The organism is Croceicoccus bisphenolivorans, from assembly GCF_001634625.1.
GTDB classification, from domain to species: Bacteria; Pseudomonadota; Alphaproteobacteria; order Sphingomonadales; family Sphingomonadaceae; genus Croceicoccus; species Croceicoccus bisphenolivorans.
The window spans coordinates 1-22,502 of sequence record NZ_LRSE01000024.1 but is presented as its reverse complement, the minus strand read 5'-3'; the positions used below and the strand labels follow the sequence as shown (position 1 = coordinate 22,502).

Here is a 22,502-nt window from a genome sequence, read left to right as displayed (position 1 = left end):
GGGCGACGTGGGCTGAAAACAGCGCTTACTTAACTCCGATGTGCTATACCCGCTGATCCGAACGCGCCCAGCTTACCACTAGAATTTCATGTCCGCTTGATATTCGACGAGATGTACACCATCGTCGGCCAGAATATCGTATTGGCAATGTCTGAAACCGGCTCACCTGTGTTGACCGCTTTTCCAACCGCCCAATCCATTATCTCGTTAACGAGCGCGGCGGCAATCACGGCAACAACCGCCAACTTCGAACGGCGACTCTTGCTGGCGACAATTGAGAAGATGACAAAAATCATCATCCCCGCATGGACATGCAGAATATTTTGATCAAAACCCGTTATATTCTCTATAACTTTTTTAAATTCAGAATATTGAATCAATACTTTACCCGATTATCCCCTTGACGCATGTGTGACTCGAAAGAATCTCGTCAAGCAGAATGCGTTCGGGCGCGTCTGATTTCAATTTGTCCTTGACATTGTCTCATGTAGGAGGGGCGCATGAGTGCAGAGGCTCCCCATCGGCTACCCTACAACCCTACGGTGCTACGTTGGGCGCGTGAATTTGCCGAACTGACGGTTCACGAGGCCGCGAAAAAGGCGGGAACTAGCCCTGAAAATGTGGAAGCATGGGAAGAAGGGGAGGGAATACCCACTGTCCGGCAAGGACGGCTCCTCGCCAAGGCATATGACCGAGCCTTCCTTGAATTTTTCCGAAAAACCCTACCTCCGGTTACGGAGACTGAGCTGGTTCCTGATTTCAGGCTGCATCGCCATGTGCCCAAGCCTGAAGAACATCGTGAGCTGAAAAAAGTTCAGAGGTGGGCTGAGGGTATGAGGAACTCTGCCCTTGATCTCTATGAAACACTTGGGGATGCCCCTCCGTCTTTCCCTTCCGAACTTTTTGCAACCCTAACCTCCAATCCAGAGGTCGTAGCCAAAAACACGCGGGAGATCGCTGGATTTGATCTTAACCAGCAAATCAATCTCCCCAGTTCTGAGCTTGGCCTACTTCCCAAACGCATTAGGTCAGTGATCGAAGGGCTTGGGATTCTCGTATTCCGCCACCCAGCCCTTAACAAGTTCGGCTCTCGTGGAGTATGTCTTTTCAAACAACCACTGCCTGTGGTCATATTCAGCAGCACGAACGCCGTCGCCGTGCGGCCGACTTCCTCGCGCTGCCAGCGGCGCGCATGCCGGCGAACCGTATCGTAACCGCCTTCATATCCCTGGGCTCGCAACGCTTCGAACAACCGGATCAGCGTCAGCCGTTCGCGCCGCGGCTTGCCCTCGTTCTCCGCCAGCAACCGTTCGAGTTCGGCAACGTAGGGGCCGAGCCTGGGCTTCGGCTGTACCGTGCGATCGTAACTGAACTTGCCGTCATCGGCCTCGATCGCCTTCCTGACCGTCTTCCGGGAAACATGCAACCGTCGCGCGATCTCCCGCACCGACTGCCGCTGCACGAAATATGCACGCCTGATCCGTCCAATCGTCTCCACCGTCGTCATCCTCCGCCTCGTCGTCAGCCCAAATAGCCAACGAACCTGGATGACCCGGGTGTGGTCCCCGATTAGGCGCCGATCACCGAGTCAGGTGGGCACCAATTGCACGCCGATTCACACCAGCGTCACCGGATTCGACGGACGCATAAGCTTCGACACGAGCAAGCCGGATGGCGCGCCGCGAAAACTTCTGGATGTGACGCGCCTCTCCAGTCTTGGCTGGACGGCAAGCACCTCGCTGCGCGAAGGCATCGAACAGACCTATTCATGGTTTCTCGCCAATCGTCATAACCTGCGCGGCACGTAAAACACGGTTGCCGGGCAATCCTGTCCGACGCCAATGGGATTGTGCATTGGCAAAATCGGGCCGCTTGCTTCGGAACGGAATGGCCTTGAAGTGGGGACCCTGAATATGTCGGCGGGGTACCTCATGAACCTCTTGGATCGCCGAAGGACGGCAGGGCGGCAGTCCGGTCAAAGGGCACGATCAACCGGACTGCTCATAACCGTTCCCACCAGAGCCAGTTATCTTAATCTAACTACAGTTCGAGGCATGAAGCGGTAGTAAACACAAAGGGTTAATCTATAACCCTCAAGCCTGCCATCACCATCGGCTCATACTATGATGACAGCAACGCCAAGGATACACAGCAACAACCCGCATGCCGCCAGTACCAGCTCTCGCGTCTGCCTGTGCTTGCGATAGGCAGAAATGGAGAGCAGCGTCGTGTATAGCCCGACTGTCCCGAAAACTACGGCGATCGCAAATTCTGCCAGAGGTCCCATGTCGTCGGCCTAGCACAGCAAGGCCTTGCTGCAACGCATTTTTCGGCGAGGCAGCCTACCGACGCAAGCCGGAGCTCAGGTGCCAAAACGTGCAGTAAGAATTTTCGGCAAGGATGGACTACACCTATTAAGATTCGACCGGGCGACGACTCGCCGGCGTCAGTCCACCGCTTCAGTTCGGATGCGGACCGCCCATGATGCCAGTTCGTCATATCGCATCGGCACATTGAAATGCAGACCGCAGATACCGTATTGTGTCCAGGTCACGGTGGCACGCTTGGGCTCAAGCCCGGGAATGATCACCAGCGGCGATGCCCCCACGCTCAAACCCGAAGCTGCGATCTTTATGCCGCGCTGAGAAATATCCCTTACCTTGACGGGCACGACATCGCTGCCCAGCTTAACCGAGGCATCACATTCGACATCGAGGCGCAGCGGCCTTGTATTGCGGCTCCATTCCGATTCACCCTTGCCTGTCAGCACGACGGCAGTATCGATTTCCGTTTTGAAACTGATACCGATTTGGGTCCCTTCATTCCAGATCACGCGCCCCTGCGTCTTGAAAGTATCGGAGAACTGAACGGTCACGTCCTGACCGGTTGCGATAGCCGCAAAAGCCTCGACCCGGACACCAACCGGCGAGATATCGCGGATCATGCAGAATCCGGAGAAATCTTCTGTCTGGATAAGAGCCGGGCGGTAAACAGACGTGGTCCGAACCTCGACGCGCCGCTCTTCTTCAAAAAAATCGTCCGACAATGTTTAACTCCGCACCATTAGTCACCAGAAAACTGCCGCGCCAAAGGTTAGCCTTACAGCATATCACTCTGTATTTTCGATTTTAATTCTGTAGTCGGTCAAGCTCGTCGCGAAGCTGAACGATATGCGACGACGGTTGGTCGGGGCGCGCACGGACCACGCGATGCCTGGCGACGATGTGATCGAAGACGGCCTGATGGAGAGGCGTGTAGAACTGCATGCCTGCAGCCTTGCCGAGATGAAGCCATTTGATCTCGCCCTCGATCGGCCCGAAGCCGGCAAGGCGCAACGAAAGGTAGTCGCCTCTGCGAAGGTTACCCGGAATCGAACAGAGGCAACACCCATGCTGGGTGAGATTGGCCACTTCCACTTTGAGGCCTATTCCCACCCCTCGACGGAAATTGCCTTGGGTGTGGATCACTTGCCTGACCTGCCGCCGTTCATCCATCGATGCCATGTTCATGCCCCAATTTCCCGCGATCAAATATTCGAAAACAGTCGAACACTGAGACCCTTGCCCGTCAGATGGACGTCAAGCGCATGGAAACCACACATTTGCGCGGCTTCGATGAACGTAGTGAAACGCGTCATGTCCGAGATCGGAAGGCGCGCAGGCCTACCGGACGTCAGGATATCATTTGAGACCGATGCGCCATCGGCATTACCATTACCGGCTGGGTTAGTTTTGAGGACAAAATGGTCGTCATTAACTGTCATTTCGGACGCAGACTCGTCTGGAACCGCCGTTACGTGCCTCGGCTCGGCTGAGCCGTGAGCTTCATCGGCGGCCTGCGGACGATGAGCCAGCTCGCTTGCTCTTTGCAGCGCGTTGCGATCGAGCAGATCGATTGGTCGCAGAAATTGAACACCTGCTTCGCCGTCCCGAAGCCAACGCACTTTTGCTTCGATATATTCGTAATCCGAGAACGAGATGACGATGGCTTCGCCCCGCAACATGGACGTAGGCGCCTGCAAGATCCTGCAACCCGCCTCACTCAGATCAGCAATTGTGATCGCGGCTTCAAAGCTGCTGCCATACCGGCAAATCGCAGCAAGCCCGATCGGAACCCTGATATGCTGACGCTGCGTCATAACCCATCCATTATGCTTCAGCCGTTCCATATCCCTTATGCGTTAACCAACTGCTAAAACGCATTATTCACATCAGCAGGTCGCGTCCTGATCTGGTTCGGTATGATGCAGCGCTCCGACGCGCACACGACTGCGCGCTGCAACAGTGTCCTTTTTGGGGGAGGACAAGGAAGGGAGGGTCCGGCCTGCGATCACGTCAAACGCGGCCCGTGCGTATCTGCGAAAAACGATGCCGCTTATGCCTTTGCGTAAGCCCAACAACTAGCACGCCATGGCATGTCGAGCTTCCAATTGATCGCCGTCATCCGGTGCAGCACGCGTTTCGGGATCGCTCTCAGCGATCGTCTCTCCTCCTTCACGCCACCTAATGAAGCGTGAGACGGAAAGAGGACGAGACAAGTAAAATCCCTGGATTTCATCGCAGCCGACTTGTCGCAAGTGCTCCAGTTGCGCCTTCGTTTCGATGCCTTCCGCAGTTACCGAAATATCATTGGCGTAGGCCAGACCGATGATCGCCTGGACCAGCGCCCTACCTTTCTCGGATGTGGACGCGGTCACAAATGACCGATCGATCTTGATACGATCGACCTCGATGTCCCTGATATGACTCAATGACGAGAGTCCGACCCCAAAATCATCGAGCGCAACCTTGACGCCCTTGTTCCGTAGATACTTGAGGTTTTTCAGAATCACTGGGTCGCCATCCAACAAGGACTTCTCCGTGATCTCGAGCTCTAATCGGTTCGGATCGAAATTGGCGCTCTTCAAAGTGCGAATGATGTTCTCGCCAAAGTTCTTCTGGCGGGCTTGAAGGGGAGAAATGTTGATCGCCAATCGCAGATCCGGCCAGTTCGCGGCGTCCGTCACCGCCTGACGCAAAATCCACTCGCCCAGTTCTTCGATTAATCCCGACTCCTCGGCAAACTGGATAAACGTGCCGGGGTTGATTTTACCTTTTTCCGGATGATTCCACCTCACAAGTGCCTCGACACCGGTCAATGCTTCGGATGTGGCATTTGCGATAGGCTGATACGCTAGATGCAACTGCCTTTCGCAATCGATAATTGCGCTGCGCAAATCCGAATTAAACTGATCGCGGAACTGCACCGCTTCATCCATGCTCTCCTTGAAGAGGACATACCGATTGCGCCCGCCGGATTTCGCCGAATAGAGTGCGATGTCGGCCTTGCGGGTCAATTCCAAACTATCCGAACCGTCTTTTGGCGATCGTGCGACGCCAATACTTGCCCCGATGTAGGACTTCGTTCCCATCAGATCGAACGGTTCGGCAATGCTCGCCACAATACGTGAACATATGGATTCGATGATTGCTTCGCCGACTGGCATCTTCAGAATGAGCGCAAACTCGTCGCCCCCCAGTCTTGCCGTCACATCGCTCTTTCGGACAATCGCAAGCAGACGGTTCGCAACTTCCTTCAACAGTTCATCGCCGGCAGGATGCCCTAAGGTGTCATTGATATTCTTGAATCGATCTAGGTCGATATAAAGAATAGCGAACTCTTTCGCCGGACCGGATTCCTGATGAAGCATCTCCTCCAGCGATTTCTCGAACTGCGCCCGGTTGGGTAGCCCCGTCAAAACATCATGGAAGGCGATATGCTCGGCTTGTGCTCGACTGGCATGGAGATCGATGTCGCGCCGACTGAGGTGCGTTCCCAGGAATGCGATCAGGCCAAAGCACAGCAGCGCTCCTGCCAACAAGGCTGGTCCTATTGTTGTGATCACATCCCTTCCTGGAGCCAGTGGCTTCCAAGCGAGGTAACCGACCACGGCACCACCACTTCCGGTGAGGGCCACGTTAGCTTCTCCGTGCTTCAGGTAGTCGGTCGGTCGATATTGCGCATCGGCAAGGCCATATAGCCCGCTCAGCTGCCCGAAATAGCCGCGGTCGAGGAATATCACACTCAGATGCAGGTATTCGGTACCGGCTTGCTGTTTGATTTCTCCGCTGTCCGACACGACCGGCTTGACGCTCAGGATCGCAGGGCGACCCTCGATCTTCACGATGTCAGACGCCCCTACGCTCAACATGCCAGGGGGAATGCTATCCGCAGCCTCCGATTTCGCTACGGTTCGCACATGTTGCATGGTGGGAAGAACTGTTGACCTGATCCGAGAAAAGCTGCTCGGATCGATCCGCTTGCCTCCCTGCATCGCATATAGCGGTGCATCCTCCGGATCGACGATATAGACCTCGTCGAACCCCGAGTAGTCCCAGAACCAAGTCCCCAGGTTGAGGTCGATCCAATCGAAATCCAGTGGCCGCTGGCGCAATCCGTTGACCGCATCATCCCAGACTGTCGAGGACTCTTGTGCGTGCGCAATTCGGTCAACACTTTGCGTAAGAACCGTCTTTGCGATTTCTTCATCTCGTTCGCGGGAGATACGGTCAGCAGCGTTCGATGACCAGGCCAGGAGCGCGATCACGAGCAGGACGATCAGCGCGCTGATAGCCGAGGCTCCGGCGACAATGCGATAAGAGGTTCTGGGAATTGCTCTGACACCAGCCCCCATCACTGCGCCCCCGGCAAGGACCGGCCTTGCATCCCAAACTTCGGTGCTGCCTGGAAGGGACTGGTTGCGCTGGCTCGCCCATCGATCGCAAGGGGTGAGGCCGCGCCACATTCCAGTCTTGGAGACTCGGCAAAAGCCCCGGCTATCGCAGAGCACCAATCGGTTCCGTCTTGTTTCGTCACTGAGAATACCCCCAAGCAGTTATCGTGGCAGCAGCCTGCTTGCGCCTTCGTCTTGATGGTTAACATCGAATCATTATCGCGGCGTAAACGGGGCTGCTGAAAGTTCATTGCCGATCGATCAGCCCCAGACCCGGCCTGACAAAACCCGCCTTTTGCGCCTCCTGGATACGCAAGACTGAGGGTGCCCCACTGATACCCCTTTGATTCCGCGCTGGATTGTTGGCGAATCTAGTTTGCACTTGCTCCAGGAAAGTTTTCCAGAACTGCCAGGATCCCGCGACGACACGGGACTTCGGCAACATGAAAGAGTGAAAACGATGCCAATGCTGGCAATACGCTCGAGGGGATTCGGATTACATAAGCGCCAGTTCGCTAGCCGCGAGTGGCGATCACACTGAATATAGCAGGGGTCGGGAGATTGCTTTCGGGCAAATGCCAAATGCCGTGCATTCGTGATCAAGGCCAATTTATGGATAATTTGGTGTTAACCGCACCCGCTAACACTCCATACTGACGATGGCGAATATGATGGCATGTGACGAGACGAAGCGTGGGCTCTGAAACTTCGCTCATGTCCAGTCAGTCCCGCGAATTGGTCTTCTCGCGACGCAATTGAAACTGGAGGGGTTGCAATTCTTACCTGGACCTAGGCCGTCCGTGACCCGCCATCGGGCAGTGATGAAAATTCTGTGATTCGTTTACGCGCCCGGATCGGGCTTCAGGGAAAGAAAATGGAACAAACCAGGGCAGTCCGCCAGCGTATCGTCAAACGTCAATATGATCGGGTGAAATCAAGTCACCGCGTTGAATGCCGTGCGGGCGGTCACCAGTTCAGTGCGGTACTGGCGAACGTGTCCGTCGGTGGATGCATGCTGGAAATTCCGAGAAACCGACTCTCGATCGCTGACCGGGTAAACATTAAGGTCGACAATGGCATCAGGACTTCGGGCATTGTCGTATGGGACAGGAACGCATTCGTCGGAATCAAGTTCGATAGCTGCCTGCACGAGGCGGTGGTCAGCTTCCTTGGCTTCAGTGCAAAGGCATCCCACCTCACAAGGAATGCTCCGAGTGATCGCTTTGGAAGGGCACTTCCGCGTTTGCGAGCGCACCTTAGACCGAGCATGATGAACATCTAATACAATGATCTCATTATCGATGAAGCCGACCATCCGTGTCGAACACCGCATAACGCGCACGAGCTTCGCAAAGGTCGCCAAGACCTGTCTCGGCATGCCCTGCGTTCCCGCTTGTGGTGGTTCGTCCTCGAGCGCCTGTATCAGCTCGCGCGCCGTATCCGAGACGGCCATATCCCTAGACTGTCGGCAATGCCGCGAAGGTTGTGGCGGCGCTCTGTGACAGGATCGAGTGCGGCGCAATCCATCAAGCCGATCTGACCGGCCACCGAACCTGCAAGCCGGTCCAGTTCTTTGCCCAGCCGCTCCCTGAATCGCGCGCGAAGGGCACCCAGCCTGCTTTCGATATCGGTCAGTCGGCAAGTAGTCGGTAGTCAGAACAGACGGCTTATCGCAATGGCCGCATAGCCATCCTTGCCTCGCCCGCCGGTCTTCCCCACGCCGCCCGACAGGCGCAACTCCATGTTGCGCGCAACAGCTGTCGACGCGAACAGGCCCAGAGCATGCCGATCGTAAGTCTCGTCCCCCTGAAGGCTGCCTTCGAAACCGATGCGGGTTTGCGAGGATGCATCGAGCAGCGGTCCGAAACGCAGCTGCGTATAATAAGCCTCGTCCCCGACATCATAGGACGCAAACCAGCCCAGCCGCCACTCGTTACCCAGCCCGCCATCGGTAGTCAGCGCACCGTCGGCGCGCGTGCCTTCGCGCCGGTTGTTCTGGTCCACCGGATCGGTTTTCGTGTCGGTTAGACGCGGGCCCGCGGAAAAATTGGCCCAGCCCCACGCACCCGATGTCTGATAGACGAGCGCCAGTTCCACAGACCTGTACTCAGCCTTTATCCGCGTGCCGCCGCTATCATAACGGTACTCGCCCAGCGAGACGCCGCCGCGAACGGCAAGGCCGTTGCCCAGCGATGCGCCCGGCATTGCAACCAGCGCTCCGGCATAGGCATTGTATCCGTCCCCAACCGTCGCACCAGCATAGACGACGCCGTCATCGGCTGCTTCCTGCGCAATGGCCGGAGCAGCAAATCCGAAGTATGCAGCGCCAAACATAGGGCTTGCTAAAGCGTACAAAAATCCTGAACGCATTTGAACGTAATCCCGTGCATCAGACCAATTGATACTAGCCTAATCGATTTCCGACCTTCCCTCAGGATATCTGGCCGCGTTATCAACGGCCATATGAACGACGACGTCTACTACACCGTTATCTGGCTGACCTCATCGCCGATACTGCGCCTTTGTCATCGGCGCTGCGCAAGTGAGGCGATCTCAGCATGAGCAATGCTTCGTTACTCGCGTTGCAGGCTGATCAGCGCTCTCATCCGTCGACAGTTCCGACGCCGATGCGATAGATAATGGCCGACAAGTTGGTCCGCGGCATCGCATGCGTGCCTTCTGGTGCTTAGGGGGCGTAGTACACTACTGATCGGCGTTGCGGTCGTTGGAAGGAGTTCTTCACCATGGTAATCGCTGCATTGCCAGGTTAGCCGGTGCCCGGCGGAAACTTGTCAAAATTTTTTAGAAATCATGTCCAAGTCATGCGTTGTACGAGATCGGCCGTCAACCCAAGGTCATTGGCCAGTACGGGCGAGCGCAGAACGGCTCAGACAACTGATGCCGACGGTCCGGGTGAAAATCAAAATGTTCACTCCACAAAGATTGCGGCGGGATAGCCGCCGCCTGATTCGTTGCAGCTCGCCACCAGACATAGCGACGTTATGTGACCGCCTGCAACCAGCCGAAAAAATCCGCTCTTCGCGCTGACGCGCGCTTCGTCCGATCACGGTTTCAGGTTCAATCATGCTAACTAGCAGAGCATAGTGGTGGTCCCGGCAATTCCCATCGCATGGGCTTATCGGTGTTGCGACTCCAGCAACATCTATCGCACTGCCGTTCGTCACAAACCAGCCCCCCCTCCTGCGGAGCGCAGCTTGTCAAACCTTGCAAGCAAGGACACGCAGTCCTTTATCCGGTCGACACTTTATCTTTGGGGGAACGCATCGAGCTCAAGGGATCAGAGGAAAAGGCGCGCAATTTGGTAGCGACCAAATCGAAACTGCTTCTCGCCCGTGGGCGCGCCCGCAGTGCTCAAGTTGGTCAATGGTGACAACAAATTTTTAACCAAGAACACGTTAAACTCGCTGATCTGTAGTTATGTGGCGGATCAATGACTTATGTACGGCAACTTTTCATTCGAACCGTCGGGGACGCCAACAAACAACAAAGTGAAGCATGGCGCCGGCAATGTTAAGCTCCACGCAATTCCGCCGCTTGGAAAGGCAGCGCTTGTCACATTCGTTGTGATCACCTGCGTCTATTTCACGTACCGCATCCCTCTCTGGAACCCCGCTGCGCCCCTGCTTTCCACGCTGCTACTTGCAGCCGAGTTGTTTGGTACACTCACCCTGGCGTTACACGTTATATCAACCTGGTGCCTTGTGGAGCGACATGCTCCGCCGGTACCGCCGGATGTCGTCGCTGATATCTTTCTTACAACGTGGAACGAATCGGAATCGATCTTGCGGCATTCGATTCTCGCCGCAAACCAGGTCAGGCATTGTCGACATGTCTGGCTCCTCGACGATGGCGATCGGCCAGAAATCAAAAGGCTGACGCTGGAACTGGGTGCGCGCTATCTGAGCCGGCAGGAACGGGTGCACGCGAAGGCCGGAAATCTCAACAATGCACTGAAACAATCAGATGCGGATTTTATTGCGGTTTTCGATTGCGACCATGCACCAGCTCCAGAATTTCTCGAGAGGACTCTGGGCTATTTTCTAGATCCGTCGGTCGCGCTGGTGCAAACACCACAAGATTTCTATAACGTCGACTCCTTCCAGCATAGAGCATCCGAAAAGGAAGCCGAAGCCTGGCATGAACAGACCCTGTTCTACCGCGTGATTCAGGCCGGTAAGGACTTCTGGAACGCGACGTTCTTCTGCGGGAGCTGCGCCATCGTTCGCCGTTCCGCCATGGAGGATATCGGCGGCTTTGCGACAGGTACGATTACTGAAGACATGCACACCTCTCTGCGCCTTCACAAGCGAGGGTGGTCGGCAGTCTATCATGCCGAGGCGCTCGCCTTCGGACTGTCCCCCACGGATCTTGAACAATACGAGACACAGCGCCTGCGCTGGGGGCGCGGCGCAATGCAAGTCTGGCGCAAGGAAAGGATCCTCACTGCTAGCGGCCTGAAACTCAGCCAGCGCATTGCCTACTTCACTTCCGCGATCACATATTTCGAAGGTTGGCAGAAGGCGATCGTCTACATGATGCCTATTGCCGTATTGCTGACCGGGCGAATGCCGATCATCTGGACCGGCGTTCCATTCATGACAATATTTGCACTCTGGCTGTTGTCCGGAATTCTGGTCAATGAAATTTTCAGCCGCGGGTATTCGAAAAGCCTGTCGATGGAAGAATACAATTTTCTTCGATTCTACACGTTCATTCGAGCCACGCTTGCGATCGCAGTGCCGATAAACTGGAAATTCAAGGTAACACCGAAAGATCTGAAGTCCAGGTCAGGTATTTGGGGGTTGTGGCCACAACTCCTGATCGCGGCCGCTGCAGTCCTTTCAATCCCAGCAGGAGCCTACCAGTTCGCGACCTCATCTTATCTGCCAGCCGGTGCGTTTTTTGCCAATGTGATCTGGGCAACTCTCGTCTCGATCATTGCCATCAGAGCGATTCGCTTCGCATCGCGGAGATCGCGACAGCGCCGCTCGGATCACCGCTTCTCCATACCCTTGAGAGCAACGATTGAAGCCGACGGGAACCGGGACGTGCAACCGGTGATAGCCGATGAGATTTCGTCCAACGGCTTCAGCTTCAATTTCAGCTCTGCAAAGCCATTAACCGGAACCATCCGTGGCAAACTGGCGCTACCGGGCGGCGATCTGGATTTCGTCGGCAAGGTGATGGATGACCAGAGCTTCGTCAGGGGGCAAGCAACCCGCCGGATCTCGGTGCGCTTCGAATGGCCAAGGGATTCGGGCGCAGACCTGCTTAATTCATTTCTCTACGGCAATGCGCTGCAGTGGGACGTAAACGGTTGGGCCGAAATCCGCACGACCCCGTACATCATACGTTTCTTCCATCGTCTGTTCTGCAGCAAGCCAATCAAACGCAGTTGGCAAACTGGCATACTCACAGGCGCTGACAAGGGGTCGCATGACTGCATAGTCCGCCAGGAAGGTGAAGTCTTTCGGGTTCTTTCGCTCAAACCCTTCCTCCGCACCAACGAACTTGTCTTAGCCATTGGCCAGAATGCGGAAATGCATCAAGATCTGTCATTGGCCGGCTATCGTTCGTATACATCGGGCGGCGGAACTTTGCACCTTGCCGTCCTTCACCGGGGCAAAAACCTCAGTTTCCCCGGCTATCACCGGGAGCCAGCCTGGATGCGGCCTGAAGCCGCGTGAACCACGAGGCTAGGGCAACGGCATCCCGAAAGTTGACTCTTGCTCGGAGATTGACACCGCGTCGGCGGATCATTCCTTCGGCATTACCCCGGTCGGCAAAAGGCAGCCAGATGGCGATGCCGGGGGATCCAACATACGTAAACGAATGCTTAATCTCTTCTTTATATCAACTCAATCATTCAGGAGGGAGCTAAAGGATGAATATGAGAGTTGATCACGACGCCTTCATTTTCGATCCGTCTCACCTTGCCCCTGCCTCATTGCAGCGTGCAGTCGAATCTCAGCTGATGCTGGGTTGCGCCCTTAAGCCGAATGCGCCGCTACTCGAAGACGTTCACGACGGCCTTTCGGCGAAGGGTCTACTCAATGGACTCGGACTTTCCCTGCTCCTCTGGAGCGCGATCGGATATATCGTCTCGCTTGTGTGATACGGCATTCCCACCTGTACGATGTGCTTCTGTCGCCAGAATTCCAAACGCCATCGTTCCCCGACTGCGTGAGAGCGAGACGGATACGTCAGTCCGCTCATACCGACGAACTTTGAAGGGACCCGATTAGGCGGCTTCCTCAAAAGGAATCGCCGTCATCTGGAATGCACGCGAGGAGCTTCTGCCGGCGCCTTCATTGCCGAACAGGGTAGGGATACCGTACGCCATCTACTATGAGCTGAGCGGTTTGGCAGGCTTCCTGCCAGCAAAACCGTCGTCAAGCCCGGTGACAACGAGCGGTACTTTATACCTCGTCCGGCCCCTTCGCCGATCCCTCGGGGATGGCTAGCAGTTCATGGAACATGCATAACTTTCCGGTGGCCACGGCAGAAACTAGGCCATTGTAGAACCGTTGATCGAGAGGAATTGTACTGAGCGCCTCTTGCGGTTCCGGCGCAAGCCTGCGACATGCAGCAAAAGCCAGCTAGTCGTTGTCGGGGCCATGACGAAATCAGGATGGGTTGAAAGACGCGCCAGCCGAAAGCATGACCTGACCCTCAGGCGGTCGTTTCTGTTCTATTTGCCGAAGCGCACCGCATATGGCGTGATCGGGATAGGATTTGCACTTGCAGTCTCGGCAGACATTGCGTCCCCACCCACCGTCTGGATGGGTCCCGTGTACCTGTTTCTGGTGGCTTTCGCAGCGTGGACGATCAGCGGCGTCCTTGCGGTCGGGCTTGGAGCGATCGTGATCGCACTCAACTGGGCACTAAACGGCGCGAGCCTTTACCCGTACGGTACCCAATTCGCGATCGCCAATCTCGCCATCCGCGCCCTTTGCATATTTATGATCGTCTCGTTTCTAGTGATAGCCCGTCGTTCCAGCGAGCGCGAATGGAAATTCGCGAGAATCGACCTTCTGACGGGCGGACTCAACCGGCAAGCGTTCTTCGAAACAATCGAAGGTGCCGATCACAAGAATGACTGGTGTGCGCTGGCCTATGGGGATCTGGATGGATTGAAGCGCCTCAATGATGTGTACGGTCACGAGACCGGAGACAAGGGTATTAAGGCGTTTGCGGCGTCCGTGCGCAGATCGATCCGCAGCGGCGATATTTTCGCTCGGCTCGGCGGTGATGAGTTCGTTGTGTTCATGAAGATTGGAAGCCCGGAAAACGGGCGGCTAATTGCCGATAGGCTCAACGAGGAGACAAATGCGGGGAATCCGTCAGGGAACGGGTCACTGCCCTGCAGTTGGGGGATCCTGTTACTGCCACCCGGGCCGCGGGAGATCGACAAAGAGCTGAAAGCAGCCGACGCCCTGATGTACCGGGCCAAAAGAGCTCAGGCCGGCTTTTCGGTAGGCATCTATGGGATCGAAGACGGGCGATCCGATCGGGCCGAAAGCACAATCGATCAGCCGGATGGCACCCCGATACGTTCCAGTGTACGGGCGCCAGCGTAACCGCGGATTGCCAAATGGACGGTTGGCCAAATCGACCGACTCAATGCACAGGTTGCGGCACCTTCAGTGCAAGCCAAGCCTGATCCTCGGGCATGTCTGGAAACATAGAGCAGGCGCTCTCGGCGATCCGACCTGCGCTAACCAACTGCATGCATTGCAGTGGTCCTCAATAGCGATTGCAGCAGCACGCAACTGCGGATCCTTCAAGATTGAACGTGCTGTGGTCAAAGCGTCGAGTTCTACCGCTTTGGCAGTATCGAAGTCGCCTGGCGCCACCGCCAGTCTCTCGATTTTTTCAAGGTACTTGAGGTCGATCAGGTGGTCGGGAGAATCATGTTCCAGGCCAAGAATCTCATGCATCAACTTGCTCCGCGTCACAGAATTCAGGCGCTTCTTCTAGCTTCGCGCAGCCGCTCGATCAGCGGGTTGACGGGGCGGTTGAGCCGTTCCTCCTGCACACGGATCGCCCATTCCGCGAGTTCGCAGTACTTCATGGGCGCCACGAAATTCAGGCCTGCGGCACCTTCCTGCGTCCACCGTACGATCGCTTTCTTCACATGATGATGGGGTAGAAGCACATGCACTTCTTCACCCTTTGCCACGCCGGAGATGACGACTTTCAGGCCTCGCTGCGATACGTCGCTCACCCACGCCGGTATTTCGCCGCGTTCGGTTGAAACGCTTGCGGTACAGCCGATAGTGAGCCTCGGTGGGCGGCTGTTGGCAATGCTGTCCGGCAGTCCCTCGGTACCGAGAAGCACCGAAGGAACGTCAATCTTCCGATCGAACCGAATCCCGACATTCGAGCCATCCGACCAGATGATCTGGCCATCGACACGCTGAATGTGAGACAATTCCACGACCACGCGCTGTCCGGTATCAAGCTCTGCATATGCATCAGCTTTCATGCCCCTGCTTGAAAGGTTCCTGACCATGCAGAAGCCGGAAAACCCGTCTGTCTCGATCAGGGCGGGACGATAAACAGATTGCTGGCGTTCGTCGCTGCGAAGATCCACTGCGTTCCCGATATCGTCCTGATCGCTTGCCATTATCTCTGCTCCAACTGCCGCACTTGGCAATGCGACGGTTAGATGACATCTGTAATCAGCAGGTTATTGATAAGAGTTAATTTCTTTACAATTTTTTCGGACACTCGGATTCGATGCTGGTCTAATTGCGGTACCGGTCAACTCCGCATTTCATTGTCCCAGCAAATTAGACATTCGAACCGTGAAGCTGATGCACGACGAAGGGCCGATCCGATTGGTGAGACCGGCCCTCACGGCTGCCATTAACCGGCGTTGATCGGGATCATCTTGAGTCCCTTTGCCGCTTCTGCGGTGCGCGGAACCGTAACGGTCAGAACACCATTACGGAAAGCCGCCTCGACCTTGTCCTCGTCGATCAGCGAAGGCAGGCCTATGCGACGCTGGAAGCGGCCATAGCTGCGTTCGGAATAGCCTCGTTCCTCGTCGCTGGTTTCGGAATTCTTTTCGCCCCGGATCACGAGCTGTTGATCGTCGAGGCTGATTTCGATGTCCTTTTCCTCCATGCCCGGCAACTCGGCCGTGACCCGGATTTCCCTGTCGTTCTCCGACAATTCGACCCGCGGCCAGCCAAGACTGCGTCCGATGGACGGCAGCGAGGGCATGGAAAACCCGCGAAACATGTCGTCGAACAAGCGATTGATATCCCGATGAAGCGACATCACCGGATGATCGACCCGCTCCTCCTGCCGGGGAGCGATGTCCTGGCCCTGGCTTTTTCCAGGGGATGAGATCACGAATAGCCATCTCGACATTCCTCCTATTTTCCGACTGGTTCAGGCAAAGCTTCGTCAAGCGGGGCAGGCGCGATTGCACCCACCCCGCCGAGGATTTGCCCGGTGATTAAGGCTTAGGCCGCCTTGTCTTCGGTCAGCTGCGGCGTGTCGTCATTGACATGCTCACCGCTTCCGATGGCGATCTTGCGTGGCTTGAGCGATTCCGGGACGATCCGCTGGAGCGAAATCGTCAACATGCCGTGCTCGTAGTCCGCATCGCGCACTTCGACATAGTCGGCCAGCTGGAACCGGCGCTCGAACGCGCGGGCAGCGATACCGCGGTGAACGAATTCGACACCGTCTTCGTCCTTCTCTCTCTTCTGTCCGGAGACGACAAGCTGGTTCTGCTGTGCAGTGATGTCAATTTCGTCCGGACAGAAGCCGGCCACCGCCAGGGTGATCCTGTAGTTGTCCTCGCCGGTACGGACGATATCGAAGGGCGGGTAGCTATCCTGCGTCTCAGCGCGGAAGCTGTTCTCGAGCGCATCGAAGAGCCGGTCGAAACCGACCGTCGAGCGGCGATACGGGGTCAAATCAAATGCAGTTCTCATTTCCAAATCCTCCTTGTTGAGCAATCTGGGCACGAGAAGCGTCAGCGAACGAAAGAGCTGACGCCCTAATGTCCAACCGGACCCGTTATGGCATCCGGTGTTAACGAAATTGGGAAACGCGTATTTGGTTTCAAGACCTGATAAAAACTTTTTATCGGTTTGTTTTCAGTGCCTTGTAAGAGAAAGCCAGACACACCGATAGAGGGGCGCCTGGCCTTCTTCCAGGACAATATGTGGTAGGACGCAGTCCGTTCCTACGCGGTCAGCCGACCGCTGCTCGCGTGATCGGAAGCCCAGCTTTGCATCTGGTCCTTGAGCGCCAGTTTGAGCTTCTTCAGGCGGGCAATCAGAACTTCGTCAGGCCGGGTTCGCTTGCTTTCCAGCCGGATCTCGTCCTCCAGTCGCGCATGTTCGCGTGAAAGGTACTCCAGATACCTGTCGGTCATCATCTCCTCCTCTCTCATTAGACATTAGACCGATTTTCTGATGTCGCCGTTTTCGGAGCCTGCCTTGTTTCGAACAGCGTGTGCTGGCAGCTAAGCAGCACTGCCGTGCACTGGAGGATGAGAGAGCGCAGCGTGATACCGCGCTCTCCACACCGTGTTAGAAGTCCATCGCCGGCATCGGTGCGGGCGTGTCTTCCTTGGGCAGTTCGGCCACCAGCGCCTCGGTGGTGATCAGCAGCGAGGCGACCGAAGCCGCATCCTGCAGCGCTGTGCGCACCACCTTGGCCGGATCGATAACGCCCGACTTCACCAGGTCTTCATATTCGCCGGTCGCGGCGTTGAACCCATGGTTGTAGTCGTCGCCCTCGAGCAGCTTGCCGACGATATAGGCACCGTCCTCGCCGGCGTTCTCGGCGATCTGACGTGCCGGCGCGCGCAGCGCGCGGCGGACGATGTCGATACCCGACTGTTGGTCTTCATTGGCTGCCTTGAGGCCGTCGAGCGACTTCAGGGTACGCAGCAGCGCGATACCGCCGCCGGGCAAGATGCCTTCTTCGACAGCCGCACGGGTTGCGTGCAGCGCGTCATCGACGCGGTCCTTGCGCTCTTTGACTTCGACTTCGGTCGCGCCGCCGACACGTATCACGGCCACGCCGCCCGCCAGCTTGGCCACGCGTTCCTGCAGTTTTTCCCGGTCGTAGTCGCTACTCGTGGTCTCGATCTGGGCACGGATCTGACTGACCCGGGCGTCGATGTCGGCCTTGTTGCCGGCACCATCGACGATGGTCGTGTTATCCTTGTCGATGATGACCTTCTTGGCCCGGCCGAGCATGCCGATGGTGACATTTTCCAGCTTGGTGCCGAGTTCCTCGCTGACCACATTGCCGGCGGTGAGGATGGCAATATCCTCCAGCATGGCCTTGCGGCGATCGCCGAAGCCGGGTGCCTTGACCGCCGCGACCTTCAGGCCACCGCGCAACTTGTTGACCACAAGGGTAGCAAGGGCTTCGCCTTCGACGTCCTCCGCGATGATCAGCAACGGCTTGCCCGACTGCACGACCTGTTCGAGCAGCGGGATCAGCGCCTGCAGGTTCGACAGCTTCTTCTCGTGAATGAGGATGTACGGATCCTCGAGTTCCACCTTTAGCTTCTCGGCATTGGTCACGAAATAGGGCGAGAGGTAGCCGCGATCGAACTGCATGCCCTCGACCGTTTCGAGCTCTGTCTCGAGGCTCTTGGCTTCCTCGACCGTGATCACGCCTTCGTTGCCGACTTTCTCCATCGCTTCGGCAAGGATGCGGCCGACGGTTTCGTCGCCATTGGCAGAGATAGTCGCGACCTGCGCAATCTCGCTGTTGGCCGATACTTTCCTGGCGTGGCTTTCGAGGTCCTTGACCACGGATCCGACAGCAAGGTCGATACCTCGCTTCAGGTCCATTGGGTTCATCCCGGCAGCCACAGCTTTGGCGCCTTCACGAACGATTGCCTGGGCGAGAACTGTGGCGGTGGTTGTTCCGTCACCCGCCTTGTCGTTCTGCTTGCTGGCGACTTCGCGCAGCATCTGCGCGCCCATGTTCTCGAACTTGTCCTTGAGTTCGATTTCCTTGGCGACGGTGACGCCGTCCTTGGTAATGCGCGGGGCGCCAAAGCTCTTCTCGATCACCACGTTGCGACCCTTGGGGCCGAGAGTTACCTTGACCGCATTTGCAAGCGTATCCACGCCGCGCAGCATGCGATCACGCGCGTCTGACGCAAATTTTACTTCCTTCGCAGCCATTTTGGCCTGCTCCTTTCTCTTCTTTCGATTGAACTGAAGATTGGGTTGATTGCTTACGCCGCCTTCTTGAGTTCGGCGGTGGTTTCGATGATGCCGAGAATGTCGCTCTCCTTCATGATGAGCAGGTCCTCGCCGTCGATTCGCACTTCGGTGCCGGACCACTTGCCGAACAGGATGCGGTCGCCCGCCTTGACGGCGAGTTCCACCAGCTTCCCGGCATCGTCACGCGCACCCGGGCCAACGGCGACGATTTCGCCTTCCATCGGCTTTTCCTTGGCGGTGTCAGGGATGATAATGCCGCCGGCCGTCTTTTCTTCGGCCTCGATACGGCGAACCAGCACGCGGTCGTGCAAAGGTCGGAAATGCATGCATAACCTCCATTACAAAGCGAAATGACTTACAGCGCCTCCCCCGGATGATCGGCAGGAGACATTAGGCGATCTAGTTTTGCCGAAAACGGCTTCAAGAGGTCCAAATCAAATTTTTTGGCACTCGCCGATTGCGACTGCCAATGGGTTTTTCCGGACGCGTTATCAGGGTCTTGACGGCCTAAAATCGACTCACAAGATATCCTGAGCGGAGCAATCTGCAGTGAGTAATAAGCGGCAAGGCAGAAAGGAGGATGGTCCTATGTCGCAACCATTCGCGTGCTACCTGCATCCATTCGATGTAGCGCATCATCCCTCGCTTAAGCCCGAAGTGAAACGAGCCATCCTGGCTTCCTGGGCATCCGACCGGCATGCCGTCGAAAACCAGCCAGCGATGCGGCAGCCCCCCGAACTCAAAGGTCCGGTTTCCGTTGACGACGTATTCGCGGCACTGCGCTCGCTCGACGGCCCAGACAGCCAGCCCACACTGCAATGACCGACCGCGCTTTCCTGGTTCAGCTGGAAGGATACGGGCTGACCACGGCAGAAATCTGCTATTTCATGCCGGATCACCCCTCGCTCCTGCAGATTTATGCCTGGCAGGAATACGATGCAGCACCGGATTTTCCGGTGCTGTTCGATTTCCTCGCCCATTGGCGGCGGGCGATCGAGGCGGAGATAAGGTCAGTCCGAATCGCCCATGAGAAAATGATCCGGCCAGCGAGCTGGCGTTCGGCGGACGGCGTGATCTCGTGGGAGTAGCAGAGCCGTGTGATTGGGCTTGCAGGCCCGTATTCATGCTAATGGAAACGAACTGCTGACTAGTAAAATCTAGAAACCTTCGCCCACTTGATAGGCAGCTTTCCCATTCTCTCGCACTGAAATCTGCCAGTCGGTTTCCGGCCCAGTGAATAGCCCCTATATTGGTGGACGCCTTCTTTCCCAAATTTGAGGACAGGGGACAACGATGGGAAGCCCAATTTCAGCGACGCATTCAAGCGTGACGTGGTGGCCTAGATCACCTTCGTATCTGGTTGTGAACGATTCTGAGCGAGTGGGCGTCGACGAGCATTCCCCGTATGCTTGGAAGCGGCAACTGGCGAAGTGTTGTCTGGCGATGCCATGGCGGTCTGGCGGCGCAAACAGGCCCGTTGACGCAGCCGTTCGGGTTGTTGCTAGTCTGCGTTCGGGAACTTTCGCGCACAAGCGGCGTTGCAAAATTAGGTTTCGACTGGGTCGAAGCTAGAGGGAATGCCACCCTTTAGTTTCCGCTGGGTGGATCCCTTGGGAAGGCAGCTTCATTCGGGGCTGCCTTCTTTTATGCTAAAATTGAATATCAGGACGCGGTTGTTTTTATCTGCCAGATATCAGTCTCCAAAACAGGAACGCGACGAATTGAACAAAGCTTGCGATCCCCGCTCCAGAGTTCGGCAGATCGATCTGGCGATTCCTTATGAGCGTGAATGAGCGCCGCGGCAGCATCCAGAGCATCAAATTCAATAGACTTGCAGGATTTGCCCCGCTCTGCATGAAAAACCAGCTTGAAGTGCTGCACAAAACCCTCCCTTGTCCAAAGCTGATTCAGCTCTGGACTTTCTATTAGAGACTCGTTTCCGCGTGCCAATAGAGTGATCAGGATATCGCACGATTGCAAGCTCGAATTTGGCTTAAAGGTTTACTGTGACCACAATTTGTCGTGCGTTCTGCACGCCTCGCAACATCGAAGGAACGTAAGCTCGGGGGCTTCGCTGAAACATCAGGTCAGCGACACCGCAAACACTCGCTCTGAGGCGAAGGCCTGAATCACAGAGGAGAGTTGCCATGCCTCAAGGGGACAAATCCAGCTATATCGACAAGCAGAAGCGCAAAGCCGAGCATATAGAAGAAGGATACGAGAACAAAGGCGTGGGCATGAGGAGGCCGAACGTGGAGCGTGGGCTACGGCGAACAAGGAATCCGGCGGGGGCAACAAATCCGGATCGGGGCGCAGCAAAAAGGACAGCCACGAAAGTTCACGGAAAGGGGGCAAGAAGGGTGGCTCGAGCCAGAGCGATGAGAAGCGGTCAAAAGCAGCAAAAAAAGGTTGGGAAACACGGCGTAAGAATGGCAATGCCTGAAATCTAAATGGCCTCCTCGACCGCAGGCTCCTCGGTCGGGACATGCTTCATCTCCGCACGGTCTCCATAGCGATCGACGCTCCCCGACATAGCCTTAAGGCAAATCCCGCATTCGACCCCGCCAGGAAGAAACTCAAGCGTAACCGAATCCAACCCCCTACCTGGGCGCAACAGACCCGAGCCCATGCCTATCCTGGTTGGCTGTTTAACAATCGGACCGCCGGCCTCCTTCCATGTGATCTCCACCTGATCGTCGGAATGGGCTCCCTCCCAGGTAATGGTCACACTACCGTCGGAGTTCGAAAGAGAGCCGTATTTGACGGCATTGGTGCACAACTCATGTAACGCAAGCGCCAAAGGGACGCATGCCGCATTAGGAACCTTGAGTTCTGGACCATTGACTCGAAAATTGCCGTCGGATTGAAAGGGTTCAATCGTTGTTCTTACGATTTCACCTATCGACTGCGCGTCACGCTCTGTGCTTGTTACGAGTTCGGTGGCTTTGGACAACGCATTAATTCGTTGGGAAAATGTGGAGAGGAACTGATCCGGGCCCGAGTACCGAAGGGTGCTGGCGGCCAGAGACTGGATGACTGTCAGCATGTTCCGTACTCGGTACCGCAATTCCGCGTTGAGCATCTCTTCGCGATCTCTGGCTGAATGTTCCGCTTCGAGCAGCTGTCTGACAATGTGTCCAACGTTAATGAGAATGGCGCATGAGATCGCAAAAAGTCCTGCCATGATAAAATCAGCGAAGTCGAAGTCCCAAACAGGAAGTTCAGGTCGAAAAAGCCGATTGGCGATGATCGCTGAGAATATCGCCGTCAAGGTTGCCGATCGCCAACCAATAAACAGGGCCGCCAGAATGACAGCCGGAAAATATGTTACGAACGGCACGCCCGCCTCGCCACCGTCAATCACCAGTCGCATTGCCGTAGGAATTACGACGGATACGGCCGTCCAGAGAGCCACTTCAGCTCTTGATTTGCGACGCAGAATAGCGCGCTCGACCGTGGGAAGTCTGATCAAATTCGGTCCCCTCCGCGCACGAGGGTTATCCCGAGTGACGTGGGAAGCTGTCCGTCGTCAGAACATTTGGCACAACTCG

The 22,502-nt window shown here is 56.2% G+C and carries 22 protein-coding genes and 2 pseudogenes; 8 read left to right on the top strand and 16 right to left on the bottom strand.

Features of this window, described 5'->3' with window-relative positions:
• Window positions 1-86: 86 nt before the first annotated feature.
• The gene (locus A7A77_RS16370) at window positions 87-380 is read right to left on the bottom strand and encodes a hypothetical protein (RefSeq protein ID WP_156500639.1); all 294 of its coding nucleotides are present in this window, start codon (window positions 378-380) and stop codon (window positions 87-89) included.
• Window positions 381-500: 120 nt separating this feature from the next.
• On the opposite strand from A7A77_RS16370, the pseudogene A7A77_RS18605 reads away from it, so the two are divergent.
• Window positions 501-692, top strand: a pseudogene (locus A7A77_RS18605) (helix-turn-helix domain-containing protein); the annotation flags it as partial.
• Between the two features lie 164 nt (window positions 693-856).
• Here A7A77_RS18605 and A7A77_RS18415 read toward each other — a convergent pair.
• Complete coding sequence (locus A7A77_RS18415) at window positions 857-1,507, bottom strand: hypothetical protein (RefSeq protein WP_245638525.1); 651 nt, start codon at window positions 1,505-1,507, stop codon at window positions 857-859.
• An 85-nt stretch (window positions 1,508-1,592) separates the two neighbouring features.
• On the opposite strand from A7A77_RS18415, the gene A7A77_RS18410 reads away from it, so the two are divergent.
• Window positions 1,593-1,808: a hypothetical protein gene (locus tag A7A77_RS18410; protein ID WP_066560816.1), complete on the top strand. Its 216-nt coding sequence runs from the start codon at window positions 1,593-1,595 to the stop codon at window positions 1,806-1,808.
• A 638-nt stretch (window positions 1,809-2,446) separates the two neighbouring features.
• On the opposite strand, the gene A7A77_RS16355 is transcribed toward A7A77_RS18410, so the two are convergent.
• From A7A77_RS16355 to A7A77_RS16340, 4 genes are all read right to left on the bottom strand, one after another.
• A complete protein-coding gene (locus A7A77_RS16355; protein ID WP_066560814.1) occupies window positions 2,447-3,046 on the bottom strand; it encodes a PilZ domain-containing protein in 600 nt (199 codons plus the stop codon).
• 82 nt (window positions 3,047-3,128) lie between these two features.
• Complete coding sequence (locus tag A7A77_RS18030; RefSeq protein ID WP_156500636.1) at window positions 3,129-3,509, bottom strand: hypothetical protein; 381 nt, start codon at window positions 3,507-3,509, stop codon at window positions 3,129-3,131.
• 17 nt (window positions 3,510-3,526) lie between these two features.
• The gene (locus A7A77_RS16345) at window positions 3,527-4,168 is read right to left on the bottom strand and encodes a PilZ domain-containing protein (protein ID WP_066560808.1); all 642 of its coding nucleotides are present in this window, start codon (window positions 4,166-4,168) and stop codon (window positions 3,527-3,529) included.
• Between the two features lie 231 nt (window positions 4,169-4,399).
• The gene (locus tag A7A77_RS16340; protein ID WP_156500635.1) at window positions 4,400-6,784 is read right to left on the bottom strand and encodes a bifunctional diguanylate cyclase/phosphodiesterase; all 2,385 of its coding nucleotides are present in this window, start codon (window positions 6,782-6,784) and stop codon (window positions 4,400-4,402) included.
• An 802-nt stretch (window positions 6,785-7,586) separates the two neighbouring features.
• Between A7A77_RS16340 and A7A77_RS18600 the strand changes: the two genes are divergently transcribed.
• Complete coding sequence (locus tag A7A77_RS18600; RefSeq protein ID WP_082836210.1) at window positions 7,587-7,994, top strand: PilZ domain-containing protein; 408 nt, start codon at window positions 7,587-7,589, stop codon at window positions 7,992-7,994.
• Window positions 7,995-8,365: 371 nt separating this feature from the next.
• Here the strand turns inward: A7A77_RS18600 and bcsS are convergent, their stop codons facing one another.
• On the bottom strand, window positions 8,366-9,046 hold the full coding sequence (gene bcsS / locus A7A77_RS16325; protein ID WP_066560796.1) for a cellulose biosynthesis protein BcsS: 681 nt from the start codon (window positions 9,044-9,046) through the stop codon (window positions 8,366-8,368).
• 1,124 nt (window positions 9,047-10,170) lie between these two features.
• On the opposite strand from bcsS, the gene A7A77_RS16320 reads away from it, so the two are divergent.
• Together A7A77_RS16320 and A7A77_RS16310 are read left to right on the top strand one after the other, a co-directional pair.
• Complete coding sequence (locus tag A7A77_RS16320) at window positions 10,171-12,420, top strand: glycosyltransferase (protein WP_066560794.1); 2,250 nt, start codon at window positions 10,171-10,173, stop codon at window positions 12,418-12,420.
• Window positions 12,421-13,524: 1,104 nt separating this feature from the next.
• Window positions 13,525-14,313, top strand: coding sequence for a GGDEF domain-containing protein (locus tag A7A77_RS16310; RefSeq protein WP_216635607.1), 789 nt, complete (start codon window positions 13,525-13,527; stop codon window positions 14,311-14,313).
• Between the two features lie 63 nt (window positions 14,314-14,376).
• Here A7A77_RS16310 and A7A77_RS16305 read toward each other — a convergent pair whose 3' ends face one another.
• From A7A77_RS16305 to groES, 7 genes are all read right to left on the bottom strand, one after another.
• Entirely contained in the window at window positions 14,377-14,673 is a 297-nt protein-coding gene (locus A7A77_RS16305; protein ID WP_066560784.1) for a hypothetical protein, read from the bottom strand.
• Window positions 14,674-14,696: 23 nt separating this feature from the next.
• Window positions 14,697-15,329, bottom strand: coding sequence for a PilZ domain-containing protein (locus tag A7A77_RS16300; RefSeq protein WP_172799936.1), 633 nt, complete (start codon window positions 15,327-15,329; stop codon window positions 14,697-14,699).
• Window positions 15,330-15,604: 275 nt separating this feature from the next.
• Entirely contained in the window at window positions 15,605-16,096 is a 492-nt protein-coding gene (locus tag A7A77_RS16295; RefSeq protein WP_245638524.1) for an Hsp20/alpha crystallin family protein, read from the bottom strand.
• Window positions 16,097-16,209: 113 nt separating this feature from the next.
• Window positions 16,210-16,686 carry an Hsp20 family protein gene (locus A7A77_RS16290; protein ID WP_172799935.1) on the bottom strand — a complete coding sequence of 159 codons (477 nt, stop codon included), beginning with the start codon at window positions 16,684-16,686 and terminating at the stop codon, window positions 16,210-16,212.
• 254 nt (window positions 16,687-16,940) lie between these two features.
• Window positions 16,941-17,132: a DUF465 domain-containing protein gene (locus tag A7A77_RS16285; protein ID WP_066560826.1), complete on the bottom strand. Its 192-nt coding sequence runs from the start codon at window positions 17,130-17,132 to the stop codon at window positions 16,941-16,943.
• A gap of 157 nt (window positions 17,133-17,289) precedes the next feature.
• Window positions 17,290-18,909 (bottom strand): chaperonin GroEL, encoded by a 1,620-nt coding sequence (gene groL / locus A7A77_RS16280; protein WP_066560773.1) that lies wholly within the window; start codon window positions 18,907-18,909, stop codon window positions 17,290-17,292.
• Window positions 18,910-18,962: 53 nt separating this feature from the next.
• Window positions 18,963-19,277, bottom strand: coding sequence for a co-chaperone GroES (gene groES, locus A7A77_RS16275; RefSeq protein ID WP_066560769.1), 315 nt, complete (start codon window positions 19,275-19,277; stop codon window positions 18,963-18,965).
• Between the two features lie 262 nt (window positions 19,278-19,539).
• Between groES and A7A77_RS16270 the strand changes: the two genes are divergently transcribed.
• The gene (locus tag A7A77_RS16270; RefSeq protein ID WP_066560763.1) at window positions 19,540-19,773 is read left to right on the top strand and encodes a hypothetical protein; all 234 of its coding nucleotides are present in this window, start codon (window positions 19,540-19,542) and stop codon (window positions 19,771-19,773) included.
• The gene (locus A7A77_RS16265; protein ID WP_066560760.1) at window positions 19,770-20,039 is read left to right on the top strand and encodes an usg protein; all 270 of its coding nucleotides are present in this window, start codon (window positions 19,770-19,772) and stop codon (window positions 20,037-20,039) included. The genes A7A77_RS16270 and A7A77_RS16265 overlap by 4 nt, the downstream gene beginning before the upstream one ends.
• Before the next feature lie 574 nt (window positions 20,040-20,613).
• On the opposite strand, the gene A7A77_RS17630 is transcribed toward A7A77_RS16265, so the two are convergent.
• Window positions 20,614-20,832, bottom strand: coding sequence for a hypothetical protein (locus tag A7A77_RS17630; protein WP_082836211.1), 219 nt, complete (start codon window positions 20,830-20,832; stop codon window positions 20,614-20,616).
• Window positions 20,833-21,098: 266 nt separating this feature from the next.
• Between A7A77_RS17630 and A7A77_RS18400 the strand changes: the two are divergent.
• A pseudogene (locus tag A7A77_RS18400) lies at window positions 21,099-21,394 on the top strand (plasmid stabilization protein).
• 3 nt (window positions 21,395-21,397) lie between these two features.
• Here A7A77_RS18400 and A7A77_RS16260 read toward each other — a convergent pair.
• Window positions 21,398-22,423 carry a sensor histidine kinase gene (locus tag A7A77_RS16260; protein WP_156500634.1) on the bottom strand — a complete coding sequence of 342 codons (1,026 nt, stop codon included), beginning with the start codon at window positions 22,421-22,423 and terminating at the stop codon, window positions 21,398-21,400.
• Between the last annotated feature and the right edge of the window lie 79 nt (window positions 22,424-22,502).

Bases quoted from the DNA above. Each gene is read 5' to 3' on its own strand.
- groES (WP_066560769.1), bottom strand. From the start codon at position 19,277: ATGCATTTCCGACCTTTGCACGACCGCGTGCTGGTTCGCCGTATCGAG.
- A7A77_RS16270 (WP_066560763.1), top strand. From the start codon at position 19,540: ATGTCGCAACCATTCGCGTGCTACCTGCATCCATTCGATGTAGCGCAT.
- A7A77_RS18415 (WP_245638525.1), bottom strand. From the start codon at position 1,507: ATGACGACGGTGGAGACGATTGGACGGATCAGGCGTGCATATTTCGTG.
- A7A77_RS16290 (WP_172799935.1), bottom strand. From the start codon at position 16,686: ATGAGAACTGCATTTGATTTGACCCCGTATCGCCGCTCGACGGTCGGT.
- A7A77_RS16305 (WP_066560784.1), bottom strand. From the start codon at position 14,673: ATGCATGAGATTCTTGGCCTGGAACATGATTCTCCCGACCACCTGATC.
- bcsS (WP_066560796.1), bottom strand. From the start codon at position 9,046: ATGTTTGGCGCTGCATACTTCGGATTTGCTGCTCCGGCCATTGCGCAG.
- A7A77_RS16320 (WP_066560794.1), top strand. From the start codon at position 10,171: ATGTACGGCAACTTTTCATTCGAACCGTCGGGGACGCCAACAAACAAC.
- A7A77_RS16285 (WP_066560826.1), bottom strand. From the start codon at position 17,132: ATGACCGACAGGTATCTGGAGTACCTTTCACGCGAACATGCGCGACTG.
- A7A77_RS16265 (WP_066560760.1), top strand. From the start codon at position 19,770: ATGACCGACCGCGCTTTCCTGGTTCAGCTGGAAGGATACGGGCTGACC.
- A7A77_RS18030 (WP_156500636.1), bottom strand. From the start codon at position 3,509: ATGAACATGGCATCGATGGATGAACGGCGGCAGGTCAGGCAAGTGATC.
- A7A77_RS16345 (WP_066560808.1), bottom strand. From the start codon at position 4,168: ATGGAACGGCTGAAGCATAATGGATGGGTTATGACGCAGCGTCAGCAT.
- A7A77_RS16340 (WP_156500635.1), bottom strand. From the start codon at position 6,784: ATGTGGCGCGGCCTCACCCCTTGCGATCGATGGGCGAGCCAGCGCAAC.
- groL (WP_066560773.1), bottom strand. From the start codon at position 18,909: ATGGCTGCGAAGGAAGTAAAATTTGCGTCAGACGCGCGTGATCGCATG.
- A7A77_RS18600 (WP_082836210.1), top strand. From the start codon at position 7,587: ATGGAACAAACCAGGGCAGTCCGCCAGCGTATCGTCAAACGTCAATAT.